Source organism: Dickeya dadantii NCPPB 898, assembly GCF_000406145.1.
GTDB lineage: Bacteria > Pseudomonadota > Gammaproteobacteria > Enterobacterales > Enterobacteriaceae > Dickeya > Dickeya dadantii.
The window spans coordinates 586,078-600,962 of the sequence record NZ_CM001976.1; the positions used below are offsets into that span (position 1 = coordinate 586,078).

General features: G+C 55.6%; 16 protein-coding genes. 5 read left to right on the forward strand and 11 right to left on the reverse strand.

Annotated features, from left to right (window positions below):
- The first annotated feature begins 34 nt into the window (after window positions 1–34).
- The gene (locus DDA898_RS03150; protein ID WP_013316263.1) at window positions 35–400 is read left to right on the forward strand and encodes a diacylglycerol kinase; all 366 of its coding nucleotides are present in this window, start codon (window positions 35–37) and stop codon (window positions 398–400) included.
- Between the two features lie 109 nt (window positions 401–509).
- On the forward strand, window positions 510–1,121 hold the full coding sequence (lexA, locus tag DDA898_RS03155) for a transcriptional repressor LexA (RefSeq protein ID WP_022632067.1): 612 nt from the start codon (window positions 510–512) through the stop codon (window positions 1,119–1,121).
- Between the two features lie 292 nt (window positions 1,122–1,413).
- On the opposite strand, the gene zur is transcribed toward lexA, so the two are convergent.
- Window positions 1,414–1,923, reverse strand: coding sequence for a zinc uptake transcriptional repressor Zur (gene zur / locus DDA898_RS03160; RefSeq protein WP_013316265.1), 510 nt, complete (start codon window positions 1,921–1,923; stop codon window positions 1,414–1,416).
- A gap of 246 nt (window positions 1,924–2,169) precedes the next feature.
- Entirely contained in the window at window positions 2,170–2,874 is a 705-nt protein-coding gene (locus DDA898_RS03165; RefSeq protein ID WP_038910190.1) for a pirin family protein, read from the reverse strand.
- 109 nt (window positions 2,875–2,983) lie between these two features.
- Between DDA898_RS03165 and DDA898_RS03170 the strand changes: the two genes are divergently transcribed.
- Window positions 2,984–3,880, forward strand: coding sequence for a LysR family transcriptional regulator (locus DDA898_RS03170; protein WP_013316267.1), 897 nt, complete (start codon window positions 2,984–2,986; stop codon window positions 3,878–3,880).
- A 106-nt stretch (window positions 3,881–3,986) separates the two neighbouring features.
- Here the strand turns inward: DDA898_RS03170 and DDA898_RS03175 are convergent, their stop codons facing one another.
- The 9 genes from DDA898_RS03175 to DDA898_RS03215 form a co-directional block, all read right to left on the reverse strand.
- The gene (locus DDA898_RS03175) at window positions 3,987–4,973 is read right to left on the reverse strand and encodes a glutathione S-transferase family protein (RefSeq protein ID WP_038910191.1); all 987 of its coding nucleotides are present in this window, start codon (window positions 4,971–4,973) and stop codon (window positions 3,987–3,989) included.
- 105 nt (window positions 4,974–5,078) lie between these two features.
- Complete coding sequence (locus DDA898_RS03180; RefSeq protein ID WP_033111581.1) at window positions 5,079–5,474, reverse strand: DoxX family protein; 396 nt, start codon at window positions 5,472–5,474, stop codon at window positions 5,079–5,081.
- A 300-nt stretch (window positions 5,475–5,774) separates the two neighbouring features.
- Window positions 5,775–6,080: a YqjK-like family protein gene (locus tag DDA898_RS03185; protein WP_038910193.1), complete on the reverse strand. Its 306-nt coding sequence runs from the start codon at window positions 6,078–6,080 to the stop codon at window positions 5,775–5,777.
- Complete coding sequence (locus DDA898_RS03190; RefSeq protein WP_038910194.1) at window positions 6,077–6,475, reverse strand: phage holin family protein; 399 nt, start codon at window positions 6,473–6,475, stop codon at window positions 6,077–6,079. Before DDA898_RS03190 ends, DDA898_RS03185 begins: the two co-directional genes overlap by 4 nt.
- A gap of 3 nt (window positions 6,476–6,478) precedes the next feature.
- Window positions 6,479–6,784, reverse strand: coding sequence for an ElaB/YgaM/YqjD family protein (locus DDA898_RS03195; protein ID WP_013316272.1), 306 nt, complete (start codon window positions 6,782–6,784; stop codon window positions 6,479–6,481).
- Between the two features lie 198 nt (window positions 6,785–6,982).
- Complete coding sequence (gene mzrA / locus DDA898_RS03200) at window positions 6,983–7,333, reverse strand: EnvZ/OmpR regulon moderator MzrA (RefSeq protein ID WP_033111582.1); 351 nt, start codon at window positions 7,331–7,333, stop codon at window positions 6,983–6,985.
- Window positions 7,334–7,336: 3 nt separating this feature from the next.
- Entirely contained in the window at window positions 7,337–8,011 is a 675-nt protein-coding gene (locus DDA898_RS03205; protein ID WP_013316274.1) for a DedA family protein, read from the reverse strand.
- A gap of 743 nt (window positions 8,012–8,754) precedes the next feature.
- Entirely contained in the window at window positions 8,755–9,534 is a 780-nt protein-coding gene (exuR, locus tag DDA898_RS03210; protein WP_022632078.1) for a transcriptional regulator ExuR, read from the reverse strand.
- Between the two features lie 368 nt (window positions 9,535–9,902).
- Window positions 9,903–11,201, reverse strand: coding sequence for an MFS transporter (locus DDA898_RS03215; RefSeq protein WP_038902534.1), 1,299 nt, complete (start codon window positions 11,199–11,201; stop codon window positions 9,903–9,905).
- Between the two features lie 514 nt (window positions 11,202–11,715).
- Between DDA898_RS03215 and uxaC the strand changes: the two genes are divergently transcribed.
- Together uxaC and DDA898_RS03225 are read left to right on the forward strand one after the other, a co-directional pair.
- Window positions 11,716–13,134 carry a glucuronate isomerase gene (uxaC, locus tag DDA898_RS03220; protein ID WP_038910195.1) on the forward strand — a complete coding sequence of 473 codons (1,419 nt, stop codon included), beginning with the start codon at window positions 11,716–11,718 and terminating at the stop codon, window positions 13,132–13,134.
- A gap of 294 nt (window positions 13,135–13,428) precedes the next feature.
- Complete coding sequence (locus DDA898_RS03225) at window positions 13,429–14,880, forward strand: tagaturonate reductase (RefSeq protein ID WP_038910197.1); 1,452 nt, start codon at window positions 13,429–13,431, stop codon at window positions 14,878–14,880.
- Window positions 14,881–14,885 lie beyond the last annotated feature (5 nt).

Here is a 14,885-nt window from a genome sequence, read left to right on the forward strand (position 1 = left end):
TTGCGGCCAATGACAAATTAAAGGTGGAGTAAGCATGAACAAAACAACCGGGATAACCCGCATCATCAAAGCGGCGGGTTATTCGCTGCAAGGGTTGCAACAGGCATGGCGGCATGAGGCCGCATTTCGCCAGGAATCACTACTCACGCTTGCCGCCATTATTATTGCCTGCTGGCTGCCGGTTGCAATGGTGGAGCGGCTGTTGTTGATCGGTTCCGTGGTGCTGATCGTGCTGTTTGAGCTGGTCAATAGCGCTATTGAAGCGGTGGTGGATCGAATCGGCATGGATTACCACGAATTGTCCGGCCGGGCGAAGGACATTGGCTCGGCGGCGGTATTTGTCGCCTGTTTGCTGGCGGCGGGAGTATGGGGAGCGATACTGTGGAACCGTTTTGCGTGACGCTTTGCATAATCGCAGAAAAATCCGCGCAATAGCGATATCGCGGTTCCCATCGGCACTTTCCCTGTATATACTCACAGCGAAACTGTATAAACAACCAGGGGGCGGAATGAAAGCGCTAACTACCAGACAACAGCAGGTTTATGATCTGATTCGCGATCATATTTCACAAACCGGTATGCCGCCCACCCGGGCCGAAATCGCCAGTCAGCTTGGCTTCCGTTCGCCGAATGCGGCTGAGGAACACCTCAAGGCGCTGGCGCGCAAAGGCGTCATTGAGATCGTTACCGGCGCTTCCCGCGGTATTCGCCTGTTGATGGAAGAAGAAGATCAGGGATTGCCGCTGATTGGCCGCGTCGCCGCCGGCGAACCGTTGCTGGCTCAGCAGCACATCGAATGCCACTATCAGGTCGACCCGGCGATGTTCAAGCCTAGCGCCGATTTCCTGCTGCGGGTCAGCGGAATGTCGATGAAGGATATCGGTATTCTGGACGGCGACCTGCTGGCGGTGCATAAAACGCAGGATGTGCGCAACGGCCAGGTGGTGGTGGCGCGTATTGAAGATGAAGTAACGGTCAAACGATTGAAAAAGCAGGGCAATGTTGTGCAACTGCTGGCGGAAAACAAAGAATTCGCGCCGATCGTTGTCGATCTGCGCGAGCAAAATTTCTCCATTGAAGGATTGGCGGTTGGCGTGATCCGCAACAGCGACTGGAGCTAACGCCCCTGCTTTAGTCCGCTTTTGATGGATGTAGGCTTCCGCCCATGCAGGTGTTCAGCTTGTCTGGATGAACACCTGTACCGTCCGGTACTTTGATGGTCCGGGCCGAACGTAGTGCATAAGTGGTGTATGAATTGAGGGAAGCGTGACGTATTCAGGACGAATAACGTATTCAGAAAGAATATGTGTTTAGAAAGCGTCACGTATTTTGAAAGAGTACGTATTTCGAAATAGTACGTATTTTAAACGAGTACGTATTTCGACAGAGTAGTGTGAAGCAACGGCTTCACACTCAGCGTTTCTTCACCAGTATGCTGTGATCATGATTACAGCTGTCCCGATGCTCGCAGGACTCCACCTTCTGGCATTCGCCACACAAACCGTGGGCTTCTACCACACTATGACGCAGGGCGAAACCTGACTGTTTCGCCAACTGGTGCAGCGTTTCCTCAACGCCTTCCGTCTGGCGTTCCGTCACCAGCCCGCAGCGGTCGCAGATAAACAATGCCGAAGTATGGCTATGCTCTTCGAAATGATGGCACAGCACATAGCTGTTGGTGGACTCTACCTTGTGGATAAAACCTTGTTCCAGTAGAAAATCCAGCGCGCGATAAACGGTGGGCGGCTTGGCCTGAGGCTCGGAAACGCGAAGCAAATCCAGCAGATCATACGCGCTGATCGCACCGGGTTGCTGGGCCATTAAGCGCAATACTTCCTGACGCTGGGGCGTCAGACGCACATTGCGTTGCTGGCAAAGCTGTTCAGCCTGGGCAACAAGTTTGTCCGGATTGGTTGAATCCATTGCAGTAACCCTGAAGCGAGTGTGAAATCATGGCGGCATCTTACCATGACTGAATAAAAACGCCGAGATGGCTGCCGCAAGGTTGCGCTGGGCCTGCTCTCGTTACACCGCATGGCTGACAATTGATTTTCTTTATAGCGAATTCCCGGCCGCGCCTGGCCTGATTCGTGGCGCTGGCTCTGCCCTGAAAGGTGGCTATCAGGGCGTAAGGAAATAGACGTGGCGGGTCCTGGCGTGAGCGCCAGCCTAGACAACCAGGTCGATCAGCAATGCCCGTGTGGCGGTTTCCGCCCGAATGATAAGGCTGTTTTCCTGCTGGACAAACGCACCGTCACCGCAGCGCAATACGTTGTGAATCGCAGCGCTATTGCCGTTGATGCTGCTGGTGCCGTGAATCGATTGCAGGTAGGCGCGGTTGCCGTTTAGCGTCAGGTTGTGCTGCTCGCCAGCCGCCAGATCCAGATGGTGAATCCAAACCTGCTGGCGCAAATGGAAGGCGTCGGCCGACTCATCCGGCGATGCCAGCAACTGGTAAGGCTGGTCTTTCAGCGTTAACCGCTGCAAACACTGGTTTTCCCGCGTTGGACAGGCGTCCAGCCACAGTTGCAGCCGGGTCAGCGGCGTGTTGTCGCCGATATTGTGTTCGCTGTAGCTGACGTTGGGCTGGGCGGCCAGCAGCAAGGCTTCACCCGCTCTGGCGCGAGTATGGTTGCCGTTGCTGTCGCGATATTCCGCTTCGCCCTGCAACAGGATGTTCAGAATATCGACGCGCGGATAGGTTCGTGGCTGAAAAGAGGCACCCGGGGCCAGTACTTCCTGATTGAGCACCCGCAGCGAGGCGAAACCCAGTAGATCAGGATCAAAGTAATGACCGAAAGAAAAGGTGTAACGTGCCTGCAACCAGCCATAGTCAGCCTGGCCGCACTGTTCTGCTGCTCTGCTAATGATCATGGTATTCGACCCTGAGAATTATTGATAAAGCGATAGTAATTGTCTGGACGATGGATTGTTAGCCAGTTAATCTGGTCGGTACGTTCAAAAATCCTGAATGAGTGAAGAAATGGCAAAAGAACGGGCATTAACACTAGAAGCTTTACGGGTCATGGACGCCATCGATCGCCGGGGAAGTTTTGCTGCCGCTGCAGATGAACTGGGGCGGGTTCCGTCCGCTCTGAGTTATACCATGCAGAAACTGGAAGATGAACTGGATGTGGTGCTGTTCGACCGTTCAGGCCATCGCACCAAATTCACCAATGTTGGGCGAATGCTGCTGGAGCGCGGGCGAATTCTGCTGGAAGCTGCCGACAAGCTGACTACGGATGCCGAAGCGCTGGCGCGAGGATGGGAAACCCACCTGACCATCGTGGTGGAAGCGCTGGTGCCGACCGAGCGCTTTTTTCCGCTGCTGGACAAGCTATCGCTCAAGGCCAATACCCAGGTGTCGTTATTGACCGAAGTGCTGGCCGGGGCGTGGGAACGGCTGGAGCAGGGGCGGGCGGATATCGTTGTCGCGCCGGACATGCACTTCCGCTCATCTTCGGAAATCAATACCCGTAAACTTTATTCAATGAAGAACGTATACGTGGCCAGCCCGGACCATCCGATTCACGACGAACCGGAGCCGCTGTCTGAGGTTACGCGTATCAAATATCGCGGCATCGCGATTGCCGATACCGCCCGCGAGCGCCCGGTGCTGACGGTACAGCTACTGGATAAACAGCCGCGTTTGACCGTGAGTTCGATGGATGACAAACGTCGGGCGTTGCTGGCCGGCTTGGGGGTGGCGACCATGCCGTATGAACGGGTGGCTCAGGATGTCGCCGAAGGCCGTCTGCGGGTAGTAAGCCCGGAAAATAGTATGGAAGGCCAAATCATCATGGCATGGCGGCGCGACAGTATGGGCGAAGCCAAAGCGTGGTTTTTACGGGAAATTCCGCGCATATTCAACGCGTTTTGATGGTGGTATGAAATAGACAACGCCGCCGGTTGGCTGACATCAACCGGCGGCGTTGTTATATCTGGAGTGTGCTGGTAAATCGTCCGCGGCGTTCGCCGCGGATAGATTACGGGTAGCGTTTATCCCGGCCGTGTGGCGCGTTCAGGTCCATCTCCGGCCCTACGGATATGATGCCGTGAGGGTTGATGGTGCTATGACTGCGATAGTAGTGGTGGCGGATATGCGCCATGTCCACGGTGTCGGATATACCCGGCAACTGGTAGATTTCACGCAGATAACCATACAGGTTCGGGTAATCGCTTATCCGGCGTTTGTCGCATTTGAAATGGGTGTGATAGACCGGATCAAAACGGATCAACGTCGTCCACAAACGAATATCCGCTTCAGTGAGGCGATCGCCAGCCAAATAACGTTGCCGAGCGAGGATCGTTTCCAGTTTGTCCAACGCGGTAAAGACCAGCCCGACCGATTCGTCGTAAGCGGTTTGTGTTGTAGCGAAACCGGCTTTGTACACGCCGTTGTTAACCTGGTGGTAAATCCACTCGTTCAGCTCGTCGATTTGTCCTCGCAGCGCCTGCGGATAGTAATCACCGGTTGCGGCGCCGCAACCGTCGAACGCGCTGTTGAGCATACGGATGATATCCGCGGATTCATTGCTGACGATAGTGTGCTGCTGAGTGTCCCACAGCACGGGAACGGTGACGCGCCCGCTGTAGTCGGCTTTGGCGTGCAGATAAAGCTGATAGAGAAATTCGTGCTGATAAAGCGTGTCGCCGGTGGCCTGTGGAAAGTCGGTATCGAAGGTCCAGCCGTGGTCCAGCATTAGCGGGTGCACCACCGAGACATCAATGTGTTGTTCCAGACCTTTGAGTTTTCGCAGTAACAACGTGCGATGGGCCCAGGGGCAGGCCAGCGATACGTACAGATGGTAGCGACTGGCTTCCGCTTTGAAACCGCCCGTACCTGTCGGGCCGGCTTCGCCGTCGGCGGTGACCCAGTTGCGGAAAAATGTCTGCGGCCGCTTGAAATGCCCGCCGGATGACTGGGTTTCATACCAGGTGTCGTGCCATACGCCGTCAACCAATAATCCCATAGCCGCGTCCTCCCAGAAATAATGACAATGGCGGTCACAGCATGCTGTCGACCGCCATCAAATAAGAGTCAGGCTGTGCTGCTCAACTGATTATTCAGACTGCCATTACCATTTTTTGTTCAGCAGACGGTCGATGCTGAATGCGCCCGGACCGGTGACGAACAACAGTACATAGCCGCCGGCGATAGACAGGTTTTTCATGAACATCAACTGGTTGGCGCCCTGAGCGAAATCAGTATGGAAAATGAATGCGGTCAGCAGCGTGAAGATCGCCGTGGCAATCGCGGCGGTGCGGGTCATGAAGCCAAACAGAACCGCCAGACCGCCGCCCAGTTCCAGCAGAATGGTCAATGGCAGCAGCGCACCTGGAACGCCCATCGCCTGCATATACTGTTGGGTTGCGGCGTAAGATGCGCCCAGTTTGCCGTAACCGGCAACGATAAACAGAATCGGCAGCAGAATACGGGCAACCATCAGCAATGCATTCTCAAAATTTTTCATCGATATTCTCCAGTAGTGTGTTTGCTGCCGGAGCAAAATCGACAGGGGCGCGTCCGGCGTGGCTTGTTTAAAACGTTTGTGCAACAGATGGGAAGAATACTAGAGGCGAAAGCGTGTCGGTGCCAGCGAGTAAAATTGTTGTTTTATGTCAGAAAAATTGACCATGCCGGCTACTGATGAACGAAAAAACCGGGAAACGGTAGGTGTGCCAACGGTAGGTGTGCCGACCACGGTGACGATAAAACGTGAAAAGGGTGCATGGTGGACGAACCGTGCGGCGAAAAGATGGGAAACCGTGCTTCAACGCCGCGGCGGGCGTGGCGGTGATGGTACTGCGGAGCGTATCAGTTTCAACACGCTCCAGATGCTGGCCGCCTTACGCACAAAGCCCATCAGCCGCCGCGGGTGGCGTATCCCCAGTATGGCGACGACTGGCGGGATCACGACCAGGTAACGGCGTATCCGCGCCAACTTCTGCCAGCAGTCATCGCAGGGCGCGGTGATCTCCAGCCAGCGGTTTTTGTTCGCCGCCAGATCCAGTCGCTGCTGTTGGATCTGGCGCAGCAGTTGCTGTTTTTCGGCAGCCAGACGCTGGTGACGATTCATTTTGACTCGTCCTCCAGCAGCGAGCGATCTGTCGCCAGCTCTTTACGGGTGTCCCGCAACAGCGTGGAACGGCGCAGGCGTTTTAGCGTCCAGAGCGCGCCGAACAACGCCAGCCCAAACAGGGCAGCCGTGATCCAGCACAATGCCGTCAGGCGTAAGGCCGGATCAAGGCTCCAGATGATCAGCACAATCAGGCTCATCAGGCCAAACGCCGTGAACAACAGGGTCAACCCCACCATCAGCAACAGTTGAATCAGCAGGGTTTTTTCCTGTTCCAGTTCTACCACCGCCAGCCTGAGTCGTGTTTCCGCCATACCGACCAGAATGGCGAGAATACGCTGCACGGTGGAAACGGCGGAGCGGCCGGGGCCCTGGCGTTGCGGTTCTGTCTCCATGAGTTAACGACGAGCCAGCAACAGGCCCAGCACCATACCGACGGCGGCGCCGATGCCAACCCCGGTCCAGGGGTTTTTATGTACGAAATCATCGGCGCACTGGGTCGCTTCGCGGGCTTGTGCCGTAATCCGTTCACCGGTGTCATTCAAGCGTTCGCGCGACTCTTTGAGCACGGTTTCAGCCTTATCGCGCAGTTTTTCCAGTTCGGCTTTGGATTTATCGCTGGAGGAGCGTAACACCTCTTCCAGTGTGTCTCCCAGAGAACGCAGCTCTGCTCGCAACTGTTCTGTATTGGGTTCTTGTGCCATGTGAACACTCCTTTATTTGATGAATCATAGTGTTAACCACTTTCAGTGTTAACTATAGTGCAGATTTTCATCTTTGCTGAAGGAATGACTACGGATAATTCTGATAACCCGCTGTAAAACTGGCGAAATTATTTCGAAAAGACGGGAATGGCGTAGCTGGCGGTGAAAAAACGGAAACGGGGCGTGCCCGCATGGGAATCAGCTTCTGGTGACCGGCGAGGTGCCGTTGCTACGTTGGGCGATGACGATGGCATACGGCAGCGCGGTGCTCAGTATTTCTCTGGCCGCGCCGCTTTGTTCCGGCGAGGACAGCCGCACGATGATGCTGTCGTTTTCCGGAGTAATGCTCTTGATGGCGATACCCCGCTCGTTAAGCCGCTGGTAAATGTAGAAGCCGTCCGGCAAGGGCGCACCCTGATGCAGCGGGGTAATGTGCAGCATCACCTCGTCCGGCAGGCGCCGTGACGACATGGACAGCAGCACGACCAGCGGCAACAGCAGCAGCAACAGACGCCAGGCGGAGGGCTTCCTGAACCTGCGGTTGGTCATCAATCAGTTCCTTTTTTCACGTGCCATCATGCGTTTTTTACGCCACAGCACTAACAGTGACCCTGCCAGCCCGATGAACAGCAAAACCAGCGGCAGCAGCATCAGACAGAACATCAACTGATCTTCGTATTTGCGAAATACCGAGGTTTTACCCAGCGCAAAACCGAGAGAAACCAGAATGATGACCCACAAAAAACCACTCATCCAGTTGAAGAACTGGAAACGGGCACTGTTCAGCCCGGACAGCCCGGCGATGGTCGGCAGCAGGGTTCGCACAAAGGCCAGGAAACGGCCGACCAACAGCGCCGATAACCCATGACGGTGAAACAACTGATGCGCCCGCTGGTGATAATGTGATGGAAGATGCGACAACCATCCTTGAACCACTCGCGTATTTCCGAGCCATTTCCCCTGCAGATAACTGACCCAGCAGCCAAGACTGGCGGCGGTGGTGAGCAGTGCGATGGTAAACGGGTAATTCATGGTGCCTTTGGCTACCAGCACCCCCACCAGAATCAGCAGGCTGTCGCCCGGCAGGAAGGCAGCCGGCAGCAAACCGTTTTCCAGGAACAAAATCAAAAACAACAGCAGGTAAATCGTCCAAACCAGCTTGGGATTGGCCAGGACGTCGAAATTCTGGTGCCAGAGCGCATACAACAGTTCTTTAACTATATCCATCTGGTGTTCCTGTACTGCGGCGTTGAAGAAACCACGCTGAGAACCTGTGACCCGTCAGCGGCGCCGCCGTTGACATGGCCCAATGTTCGAAACCATGAACCGGCGCGCTGATGAGTCGGGTATGCAGAGCGGTCATTGCTGTACATCGGACGGCGTGTTCCTTCACGTGCCTGCACATATTACCCTTCATGCTTCTACCCTACATGCTTCAAGTTGCAGGCATGTTAGCGGCGTTACTCGGACCATTTCATGTTCCTCCCCCTTCGGGGCCGCTGCCAACCTGGTTGCCCTGAAGGGCCCGCGCTTTGCCTGGTTCAAATATCCTGCAACTCGAATTTCTGGGTACAGAATGATGTCATTATCCATGTGTGGCCGATGGCATGTCCTGCTTACGCTGATAAACGTTTTACGCTGACAAACGTTGCAATACGGGCAGTTGGCCGGCTTGCCGGGGTATACTGGCGCTTTTCCGCACATTTCCCCACTCACCATGTTCCTTTCCGGTTATTTTGCCTTTCAGGTCGTTCTGCCAGTAATTAAGCGTAAAAAAAGTATCCTAACTGTAACAAAAGCGGTGCAGGTGAGATAGGAAAATATCACGTTCTGAAAACGTATAACGACCTGTTTATAGGGAAAAGGTTGTGATTGCCGTCATATTTTACACTTGCTGACAGAACTCGACGCTGGATGACTTTTTTGCCCCCGAATGGTGGGGGCAAAATGCAGGAAAGGTGTGGAGAAATTCAGGATTTGCCGTTGGTGATGTGATCGAGATGGACGACCGGATTTTCGGCGAACATGTAGCGATCGACGTTGAATTCGAAATCATCGGTGGTGGCGCGGAACAGCATTTGCTTGGTGTTTTCCAGGTGTTGCCACATCGCCAGCTTGGCGGCGTAAGGATCTTTGCGGATCAGCGCCTTGAGAATCTGATCATGCTCTTCGCACCAGCTTTCGATCGATTTATCGTCGATATGTTCATGCAGCTTGCGCCAGTAAGGGTTGTGGATACGCTGACTCCACATCTTTTCCACGATGGTGGCCATCGCCGAGTTCTGGGTAGCCAGCGCGACCTGGACGTGAAATTTCAGATCCCACTCCGAATCGCGGAAACGATCTTCCTGACGGGCGTTTTCCTGAATTTCCATCAGTTGGATGATGTCCTGCCGGGTGACCTGAGTGGCGGCGAACTCCGCGATATTGCTCTCTATCAATTGGCGCGCCTGCAGCAGTTCGAACGGCCCGGCGGTGAGAAAATCGGCGTCGCTACCGTTGGCGGCCAGCAGATGGCGCTGTTGACTGGACATGACGTGGATGCCGGAGCCTTTACGGACTTCCACGTAACCTTCCACTTCCAGCATGATGATGGCTTCGCGTACCACGGTACGGCTGACGTTCATCTCTTCGGAAATATTGCGCTCGGCCGGTAGCTTGTCACCCACCGGATACACGCCGTTCTCAATGCGTTGTTTCAATTCTGCGGCCAACTGCTGGTAGAGCCGTCTGGATTCTGTCAGTGCCATGATGCCTACTCTTAAGATAGAGGACGCTCCCTGAGGCAACGTGCGTCATTGCGTCTATCTCGTTATGATGATTTCGTTAATGTATACCCTTCATACTTCAACAAGTTGCAGGTGTGTTGGCTGCGCTCGTTCACCCGAATCACTTACTTGAGTAAGCTCATCGGGATTCACTCACTTGCCGCCTTCCTGCAACTCGAATTATTAGGGTATAGACTGATATTCAGAATAGATTTGTTATACCACTTACAGCGGACGGCGACCAACACCCACGTCACAGTTAGCTGTCGTGATAAACCCAGAGGAAAGGATTCATCCGGTATCCCATGATACCGGATGAATGGCGTGAAGCAGAAATTTGTCTGTCAGTGTTAGTGTTGCTGCGCGGCTTTCAGTTCGGCGTCATTACTTCCTTCTGAAGCCGGATTGTTTTTCAGTACCGTCCAGATAACGACCGCGCCCAACAGGTCGAATATAGCCAGTACGGCGAACAGCGGGCTAAAGCCGATGGTATCGGCCAGCGCGCCCACGACCAGGGCGAACAGTGTACTGGCGGTCCAGGCGGCCATCCCGGTCAGGCCGTTGGCGGTGGCGACTTCGTTACGACCGAACACGTCGGAAGACAGGGTAATCAGCGCACCAGACAAGGATTGATGGGCAAAGCCGCCGACGCACAGCAGAGCGATAGCGATATACGGGCTGGTGAACAGGCCGATGGTGCCGGGGCCGATCATCAGCAGCGCGCCCAGGGTAACGACCAGTTTGCGGGAAACGATCAGGTTCACCTTGAAGTATTTCTGGAACATCATCGGCATGTAACCGCCGAGAATACAGCCCAGATCGGCAAACAGCATCGGCATCCAGGCGAACATGGCGATCTCTTTCAGGTTAAAGCCGTAGACTTTGAACATGAACAGCGGGATCCAGGCATTGAAGGTACCCCAGGCCGGTTCTGCCAGAAAACGCGGCAGCGCGATGCCCCAGAACTGGCGGTTGCGCAGAATCTGCCAGGCGGACATTTTCTTAGCGTTGCCAGCCTGATGCTGTGCTTCCTGGCCGCCCAGGATGTAGTCGCGTTCTTCTGAGCTGAGTTTTTTCTGATCTTTCGGGTGTTTATAAAAATAGAGCCAGCACAGCGCCCACACCATACTCAATGCGCCGGTGACCAGAAACGCCATCTGCCAGCTGTGCGCCATGATAGCCCACACCACCAGCGGCGGAGCCAGCATGCCACCAATTGAAGAACCTACGTTGAAGTAGCCGACCGCGACTGAGCGCTCCTTGGCCGGGAACCATTCGCTGCTGGCTTTCAGGCCGGCGGGAATCATTGCCGCTTCCGCCGCGCCGACCGCGCCGCGCGCGATAGCCAGGCCGCCCCAGCTGCTGGCCAGCGCGGTGCCCGCGCAGAACAGCGCCCACAGGACGGCGAACATGGCATAACCCACTTTGGTGCCCAGCAGGTCCAGCACATAGCCGGCGACAGGCTGCATAATGGTGTAGCAGGCTGAATAGGCCGCAATGATATAGGAGTATTGTTGGGTGCTGATATGAAGCTGTTCCTGCAGTGTTGGCGCCGCTGCGGCAATTGCGTTACGCGTCAGGTAGCCCAGAACGGTACCGATGGTCACCAGCCCGATCATGTACCAGCGCAAGCCTTTGATCTTGAACATGTTAAATATCTCTCCGAGTTTAATTACCACAGCGGAACCTGTCATCGGTCTGCCGCGATAGGTGTAGACCACGCCGAAAGTGACGGGGCGCTGCTGCGCCCCGGTCAAAGCCTGCGGGAGTTGCCGCCTGACCGGTTGCCCTGCCGCCGCAGGGCTGGCGGGCTGCGGCGGCGATCCCGCCGCGCGCGTTATTGTTTTCCGGTGGAAATATCAACCTTGTTGACGTTATTGAGATTGAATCCCCTCATCAGGCAGCGCTACAATAATTTGTCATACCAATTTAAAAGTTGAGTGATATCACAAAACCATTATTTTGATAGGGAATAAAATAAACAGGTCCACAAGAAGGGCTGTATGACGAGGTGAAAGCGTAAAAATGGTGTGATGGGAAGCGATTTATGCCATTTTTGCGATCATGACCTCACTAATGATGTCAGTTATCGCGGATAATTGGTGTGATATCTTTGTAAGCGTGACCGCATTTGGTTGGCAAATGTAGTGTGAGGAAGCGAACATGCCCCAGTTTTTAAGTGAAGATTTTTTGTTGGATACCGAGTTTGCCCGTCGGCTGTACCATGAATTTGCAGCGGATCAGCCAATTTTTGATTACCACTGCCATTTACCGCCTGCGCAGATTGCCGAAAATTACCGCTTTAAAAACCTGTATGACATCTGGCTGAAAGGCGACCATTACAAATGGCGTGCCATGCGCACCAACGGCGTACCGGAGCGTTTGTGTACCGGCGACGCCAGCGACTGGGAGAAATTCGAAGCCTGGGCCGCCACCGTACCGCATACCATCGGCAACCCGCTGTATCATTGGACGCACCTGGAACTGCGCCGTCCGTTCGGCGTCACCGGTACCCTGCTGTCGCCGTCTACCGCTAAAGACATCTGGAACCGCACCAACGCCCTGCTGGAGCGTGACGAATTCACGGCGCGCGGCATCATGCAGCAGATGAACGTGAAAATGGTCGGCACCACCGACGATCCGATCGACGACCTGCTGCATCACAAAGCGGTTGCCCAGGATAAAACCTTCTCTATCAAGGTGCTGCCGAGCTGGCGTCCTGACAAGGCATTCAATATCGAACTGGCGACCTTTAACGACTACATGGCGAAGCTCGGCGAAGTGTCCGATACCGACATCCGTCGTTTCAGCGACCTGCAGGCGGCGCTGACCAAGCGTCTGGACCACTTCGCCGCGCACGGCTGTAAAGTGTCCGACCACGCGCTGGACGTCGTGTTGTACGCCGATGCGGATGAAGCCACGCTGGATGGCATTCTGGCCCGTCGCCTGTCCGGCGCCACCCTGAACGAACACGAAGTGGCGCAGTTCAAAACCGCGGTGCTGGTATGGCTGGGCGCCGAATACGCGCGTCGCGGCTGGGTGCAGCAGTACCACATCGGCGCGCTGCGCAACAACAACCTGCGTCAGTTCAATCTGCTGGGGCCGGACGTGGGCTTCGATTCCATCAACGACCGCCCGATGGCGCAGGAACTGTCCCGTCTGCTCAGCAAACAGAATGAAGAAAACCTGCTGCCGAAAACCATCCTGTACTGCCTGAACCCGCGTGATAACGAAGTGCTGGGCACCATGATCGGTAACTTCCAGGGCGAAGGCATGCCGGGCAAGATGCAGTTCGGTTCCGGCTGGTGGTTTAACGACCAGAAAGACGGCATGCAGCGTCAGATGACGCAGCTGGCGCAACTGGGCCTGCTGAGCCGTTTCGTCGGCATGCTGACCGACAGCCGCAGTTTCCTGTCCTACACCCGTCATGAGTACTTCCGCCGCATTCTGTGCCAGATGATCGGCCGCTGGGTGGAAGATGGCGAAGCGCCGGGCGACCTGCCGTTGCTGGGCGAGATGGTGAAAAATATCTGTTTCGATAACGCCAAAAACTATTTCGGCATCGAGTTATACCAAAAATAATTCGAGTTGCAGGAAGGCGGCAACCGAGGGAATCCCCGGGAGCTTACATCAGTAAGTGACCGGGGTGAGTAAGGGCAGCCAACATACCTGCAACTTGAAGTATGACGGGTATATAAGAAAAGGGAGGGCGGGCGCCGTCACGGGCCCGTCTGCCAATGTGTGATTTCGGGCTGGCGCAGGGTGCTGAATCCGCCGCCCTGACGCTGTCGTGCTGACCTGACGCTGTCGTAATGATCTTATGATTATACCGACTGGCGTTTGTCCCGAAGTGTCGTGTTCTGAGGTAGCTTGTTAATGCAAACGCTGAATCGTCGTGATTTTCCTGGCCGTCGTCACCCTGACCGCGTCATCCAATTTGGCGAAGGCAATTTCCTTCGCGCCTTTATTGACTGGCAACTGGATCTGTTGAATGAACATACCGATCTGGATGCCGGCATTGTAGTGGTTCGTCCGATTGATACCGATTTCCCGCCCGCGCTGGATACCCAGGATGGGTTGTACACCACCATCATTCGCGGCCTGAACGAGCAGGGCGAAGCCGTACGCGAACCGCGCCTGATCCGCTCCGTTAACCGTGAAATCAATGTTTACCGCCAGTTTGATGACTATCTGGCGCTGGCGCATGACGCCAATATCCGTTTCGTGTTTTCGAACACCACGGAAGCCGGCATCAGCTACCATGCTGACGATCGTCTGACCGACACGCCGCCAGCCAGCTTCCCGGCCAAGCTGACTCGTCTGTTGTTCGAACGTTTCAACCATTTTAACGGCGCCGCCGACAAAGGCTGGGTGCTGCTGCCGTGCGAGCTGATCGACTACAACGGCGAAAAACTGAAAGAGCTGGTGTTGCGTTACGCGGCGCAGTGGGAACTGCCGGCGGCGTTCACCGCCTGGCTGAACGAACACAATACCTTCTGTTCGACGCTGGTTGACCGCATCGTGACCGGTTACCCGCGCGCCGAAGTGGACGCGTTGCAGCAGGAACTGGGCTATCAGGACACCTTCCTGGATACCGCCGAGTACTTCTACCTGTTCGTGATTCAGGGGCCGCAATGGCTGGCGGAAGAACTGCGCCTCAACAAGCTGAAACTGAACGTGCGTATTGTCGACGACATTAAGCCGTACAAAGAACGCAAAGTGGCGATCCTCAACGGCGCGCATACCGCGCTGGTGCCGGTGGCATTCCTGGCCGGCCTGGATACCGTGGGCGAATCTCTGAACGATGCGCAGATCGGCAAGTTTGTCGAAACCACCATCGCCGATGAGATCGTACCGGTGCTGGATCTGTCGCACGACGAGCTGGTGTCGTTCGCTCAGGCGGTGCTGAGCCGTTTCAGAAACCCGTTCATTCAGCACCAGCTGTTGTCCATTGCCCTGAACGGCATGACCAAATTCCGTACCCGCATCCTGCCGCAGCTGTTGACCTACCGCGAACGCCACGGCGCCTTGCCGAAACGCCTGACCTTCGCGCTGGCGGCGCTGATCGCGTTCTATCGCGGCGAGCGCAACGGCGACGGCTACCCGCTGCAGGACGACGCCCACTGGCTGGAGCGTTACGAAGTGCTGTGGGGCGGCGTGCGTGCCGGCACCACGTCGCTGGCGCAGGTAGTGAACGCGGTGCTGGGCGATGCGGAACACTGGGAGCAGGATTTGACGCTGGTGCCCGGTCTGGCGGCGCTGGTCACCGAACAACTGCAACCTATCGTTGAGCGCGGCATGCGTGACGCGGTGGCGGGTTATTGCTAATCGCA